Genomic DNA, 5,063 nt, shown 5'->3' with positions numbered 1-5,063 from the left:
CGGGTCAGTTCCTGGCCGACGATGCCGCGCACCAGGTGGGCGCGGTCGATATCGGCCATGCGCCCGGTCTCAACGAAGGCGCCGTCACGAAAGATGCTGTAGTCGTCGGCAATCTGCGCCAGTTCACTGAGGCGGTGCGACACATAGATGATGCCGGCACCACGGGCGGTTAGGCGGCGGATGGCCTTGAACAGGGTTTCGGCCTCGCGCTCGCCGATGGCCGAGGTGGGCTCGTCCATGATCATCACCTGGCAGTCGTGGCTGAATGCCTTGGCGATCTCCACCAGCTGGATCTGCGCCACGCTCAGGCGATGCATGGGGCTGGTGGCGTCGACGTCGAACTCCAGGCCTTCCAGCAGTTCGCGAGTGCGCCGGTTGAGCTCCTTGCTGTCGACGATGCAGCCGGCGCGGCGCGGTTCGCGGCCCAGCCAGATGTTTTCGGCGACGGTCATGTAGGGGATGGGTTCCAGCTCCTGGGTGATCATCGCGATCCCCGCCGCGAGTGCTTCGCTGGGGCGGTTGAACTGGGCGGGGGAGCCGTTGAGCAGGATGGTCCCGGCGTCACGCTGGGTGATGCCCATCAGGATGCTCAGGAAAGTCGATTTGCCTGCGCCATTGCCGCCGCACAGGGCGTGGACGCTGCCGGCCCGCAGAGAGAGGCGCCCCTCACGCAGGGCAGGAATCCCGGCGTAAGCCTTGGCGACGTGTTCAGCCTGGAGCAGTAATGGCGTGGCCATCGGCGTGTCCTCGTGCTGTGAATTCTTATTAGGTCGCACAGTCATGTTTCGCTGTGAGCATATGTGTATCAAATGAAATTCTGATCAGTCAATCTCTTTCACTGAAAAGTTGTAAATGGATGGATTTGCGCAAAGTGCGCCGGTTTAGAGGGCTTTGACTGGGAGGTCAGCTAAATCCTGCTTGACAGGGCGACTGGAATATCCGAGAAATGACTGAGATAAATTTCATCGAGTGATCATATGATCACTCTCCAGTACCCAAAACGGCAGCGGAGCCAAACGCCATGAACACACCTTTCCCGGTGGCTATCGGATGCGATGAAGCGGGTTATGAGCTCAAAGAACTGTTGAAGCGCCATATCGAGGCGCTGGGTTACCCGGTGACGGACTTCGGCACCCATTCCACGGCGCCGGTGCTGTACCCGGACATTGCCCTGGCGGTGGCCACGGCGATCAATGCCGGCGAGCAACGCTTGGGCGTGCTGGTGTGCGGCACTGGTATCGGCATGGCCATCTCGGCCAACAAAGTCCTGGGGATTCGTGCGGCCCAGGCCCATGACACCTATTCGGCGGAGCGGGCACGCAAGAGCAACGATGCGCAGATCCTGTCCATCGGTGCACGGGTGATCGGCGCGGAACTGGCCAAGAGCATCGTCAAGTCGTTCCTGGAGTCGGAGTTCGAAGCCGCGCGTTCCGGGGCCAAGGTCGACCGCATCAACGCGATCGAGCGTGACGGGCATCAGTAGTGGACGGAACGGGGCAAGAGTCGGGAGAATGCGCCTTTGACACCGAAACGGAAGCCCGTGCCCATGAGTGACAGTACCCAGCGCATCGCCAGCGACATCGACCTGATGACCGAAGTGGCGATGCTCTATTACCTTGAGAACGTCACTCAGGAAGCCATCGCCAAGCGCTTCGACCTGTCCCGGGCAAAAGTCAGCCGCCTGCTCAAACGCGCACGGGATGAAGGGATTGTCGAGGTGCGGGTGTTGCAGCACCCGGCGATGAACAACGAGCTGGAACAGGCGCTGGTGGAGCGCTTCCAGCTGGACCGCGCCTTGATTGCGGTGGACCACAGCGACCCGGACACCCAGCGCTCGGCGGTGGCGAGCCTGGTGGCCAACTACCTGAACAAAACCCTCAGCGACGGCATGATCGTCGCGGTGGGCATGGGGCGTAACGTCGGTGCGGTGGCCGATAATGTGTTTTTGCCGGTGACCCGCAACTGCACGTTTGTGTGCGCCATTGGCGGTTCGCTCAAGGCGGGTGAATACATGAACCCCGACCATATTTGCCGGCGCCTGGCCCTGCGGTTTGGTGGCGAGAGTGAAAGCCTGTACGCCCCGGCGCTGGTGGCCAACCCGGAACTGCGTGGGGTGTTGATCAGCAACGATACGGTGCGTTCCACGCTTGACCGTGCCCGCCGTGCGGACATGGCGTTGATCGGCATCGGTGACATGAGTGAAAACAGCAACATGGTGCGCATGGGGTGGTTTTCGCCCCAGGAAATTGCACAGGCGCGGTTGTCCGGCACGGTGGGGGACATGATGGGTTATGACTTCATCGACATTCATGGCCAGCCGGCGGTCAACGCGATTCAGGGGCGGGTGATCGGGTTGACGGTGCAGGAGCTGTTTCGGATTCCGGATGTGGTGGCGATTGCCAGTGAAAACACCAAGGCGGCGGCAACGCTGGGGGCGTTGCGTTCGGGAGTGATCAATACCCTGGCGACCACGGTGACCAATGCTCACACCATCCTTGCGCTGGATGACGCGACGCGTAAAAGCTGACACCGCCGATAGTCCAGGCCCTGAACATCACCTGTGGGAGCTGTCGAGCCTTGGCGAGGCTGCGATGGCATCACCGCGGTATGACTGGAGTACCGAGTTGTCTGCATCGCGGACAAGCCCGGCTCCCACAGTTGACTGCCTCAGGGTTTCCACACCTGCACATCCTGCGCATCCACCGCCTTGGGCAACAACCCCGCCTTGAAGAACGCATCCGCAATTTTCTGCTGTTCCCCCAACTGATCCAGCGTCACCGGCTGCACCTCATAACTGCGATGAGCATTGGCGGCCTCGACAGTCTCCACATCCAGGTTGCCCCACAATGGCCCCAGCACTTTCGCGGCATCACGCGGGTGGCTTTTCACCCACTCGCCAGCCTGGTGCAACTGCTCGTACACCAGCTTCAGCACTTCGGGATGCGCCTGGGCATAGGGCGTACCCGTCAGGTAATAGCGCTTGTAACTGGCCAGCCCGGTACCGTCCGCAAGGGTGCGGGTGGGCAGTTGGCGCTGCACGCTGGTGAGGAACGGTTCCCACGTGACCCAGGCATCAACCTTGTTGTTTTCAAACGCAGCGCGGCCATCGGCGGGCGTCAGGTACGCCGGCTCGATATCGGAGAAGGCCAGCCCCGCCTTGTTCAAGGCAGCGATCAATAAATAGTGAGTGCCGGCGGCCTTGGTCACGGCGATTTTCTTGCCTTTCAAGTCCGCCAGTTGCTGGATCGGCGAGTCCTTGCGCACCACGATCGCCTGGGCTTGGGGCGAGGGCGCTTCCTGGGCGAAGTAGGTGAGCTTGGCCTGGGCGGCCTGGGCGAAGATCGGCACGGTGTCGGCCACGTCGGCGCTGATATCCACGTTACCGACGTTGAGTGCTTCCAGCAGCGGCAGGCCACTGGGGAACTCGTGCCAGGTGACGTCTATGCCGTCGGCCTTGAGGGCTTTTTCCAGGGTGCCCTGGGTTTTCAGCAAGGTGATCAGGGTCGAGGATTTCTGGTAGCCGATGCGTACGGTTTCCTCGGCCTGAGCGTTCAGGGCGGTGCAGAGGCCCAGTGTGGCAAGGCCTGCGATGAAAAGGCGATGGAGCGAAAACTGGGGCATGGCGTGCTCGACTCTTAATGGATTAAGGTGAGCTTATTGTTCTAAAAAACATTCGATAAATAATTTTTCGATCTTAGCTTAGGCCTTTATCGGGTGCGCCGTTCGCGGCCTTTCAGCGTCAGGATGAAGGAGGGCGGTATGCAGTTGTATGTTGTTCGTCACGGCGAAACTCAAGCCAATGCCGAGGGGCGTTACCAGGGCTCGCTGGACATTGATCTCAACGAACGGGGCGTGCTGCAGGCGCGGGAGTTGCGGGAAAAATTGCCGGCGCAGATCGACGCCGTCATCGTCTCGCCGCTGCGCAGGGCTCAGCAAACGGCGGCCATTGTGTTTGCGGATGATGGGCTGCAACTGCCTACGCTGGATGCGTTTCGTGAGCGCGGCGTGGGGGTGTTTGAGGGACTGACCCAGGCGGAGGCGGCGCAGCGTTATCCCGACCTTTGGGCGCAGAATATTACCCGGCAATGGGAGCGGGCACCCACGGACGGTGAGTCAATCTCGCAGTTCGTCGAGCGCATCCGGGGCGGATTGAATCAGTTGCTGGTGAACCATGGGCAACAGGTGGTGGTGCTGGTTGCCCATGGGGTTGTCGCCAAGGCGATTCGCGCATTGGTTCGCGATGATTTCTCAGACTTCCTCGACTGGCAGTTGCGCAATGGCGAAGTGCTGAGTCTCAACATCGACGCAGAGCCCAATGTGGCGAGGGAGCTTGCTCCCGTTGGGGTGCGAAGCGCCCCCTGGTAGGCCGCTGCGGTCTTTCAGGATGGGCCGGTCAATGCTTTTGGGGTTGCTGCGCAACCCAGCGGGAGCAAGCTCCCTCGCCACAGTGTGGGTGTGAGTCATGTCTACAGGGGAACGCTCAACGCCTGCGCAAACGCCTGGGGCGTAGGGCTTTCCGGCCAGGTCGGAACACCCTCCGCCAGCGTTACCCACGGCTGCTTGTGCCGCAGCCAGATATGCGCCACCGGCTGCACGGACGGGCTCTCATCCAGTGTCCCGACCCGCAGCACAACCAACCCCGGCGCGGCCGTCGTGGTGTTGCAGATCCGCGTATGGCACACCCCGCACAACCGATGTTCCGAGCGCTGCCCATCAACGTCATAGGCATATTCCGTCAGCGAACCGTCAACCCGCAGCGCATCCGCCGGCAACAGCGCATGCAGGGCAAACGCGCTGCCGCTCCAGGTCTGGCAGTGGCGGCAATGGCAGGCATACACCGCCAGCGGCGCGTCGGTATCGAGGGTGTAGGTCACGCGGGCGCAGCGACATTGGCCGGTGAGTGTCATCAAAAACGATCCTGTGCAAAGTGAGGGCGAAAGCCCCATCGGTTATGCTCGCCAGCATGCCGCAGCCTCCGAACAAAGAACATCCGCCAAAACTGCCCAGCGGCTCACAGGAAATGTATGAACGCCCCGCAACTCCAATGGGAAACCCAGCGCGCC

At 61.4% G+C, this 5,063-nt stretch carries 6 protein-coding genes; 3 read left to right on the top strand and 3 right to left on the bottom strand.

Going from position 1 to position 5,063, the window contains the following annotated elements; translation table 11 throughout:
* Positions 1–737, bottom strand: a 737-nt coding sequence (locus tag HX846_RS16095) for an ATP-binding cassette domain-containing protein (protein ID WP_178965707.1), incomplete at its 3' end; no start/stop codon positions are given.
* A gap of 284 nt (positions 738–1,021) precedes the next feature.
* Here HX846_RS16095 and rpiB point away from each other — a divergent pair.
* Positions 1,022–1,483 carry a ribose 5-phosphate isomerase B gene (gene rpiB / locus HX846_RS16090; protein ID WP_003215716.1) on the top strand — a complete coding sequence of 154 codons (462 nt, stop codon included), beginning with the start codon at positions 1,022–1,024 and terminating at the stop codon, positions 1,481–1,483.
* Positions 1,484–1,546: 63 nt separating this feature from the next.
* Positions 1,547–2,527, top strand: coding sequence for a sugar-binding transcriptional regulator (locus tag HX846_RS16085; protein WP_003215718.1), 981 nt, complete (start codon positions 1,547–1,549; stop codon positions 2,525–2,527).
* 140 nt (positions 2,528–2,667) lie between these two features.
* Here the strand turns inward: HX846_RS16085 and HX846_RS16080 are convergent, their stop codons facing one another.
* The gene (locus tag HX846_RS16080) at positions 2,668–3,621 is read right to left on the bottom strand and encodes an aliphatic sulfonate ABC transporter substrate-binding protein (RefSeq protein ID WP_102368795.1); all 954 of its coding nucleotides are present in this window, start codon (positions 3,619–3,621) and stop codon (positions 2,668–2,670) included.
* A gap of 138 nt (positions 3,622–3,759) precedes the next feature.
* Between HX846_RS16080 and HX846_RS16075 the strand changes: the two genes are divergently transcribed.
* Positions 3,760–4,365, top strand: coding sequence for a histidine phosphatase family protein (locus tag HX846_RS16075; RefSeq protein ID WP_102368796.1), 606 nt, complete (start codon positions 3,760–3,762; stop codon positions 4,363–4,365).
* A 101-nt stretch (positions 4,366–4,466) separates the two neighbouring features.
* On the opposite strand, the gene HX846_RS16070 is transcribed toward HX846_RS16075, so the two are convergent.
* Positions 4,467–4,907, bottom strand: a complete 441-nt coding sequence (locus HX846_RS16070) for a GFA family protein (protein WP_102368797.1) — start codon at positions 4,905–4,907, stop codon at positions 4,467–4,469.
* Positions 4,908–5,063: the final 156 nt, after the last annotated feature.

The sequence above is a fragment of the Pseudomonas sp. K5002 genome (assembly GCF_013386655.1).
Lineage (GTDB): Bacteria > Pseudomonadota > Gammaproteobacteria > Pseudomonadales > Pseudomonadaceae > Aquipseudomonas.
This window is presented reverse-complemented; position numbering and strand designations above follow the sequence as displayed.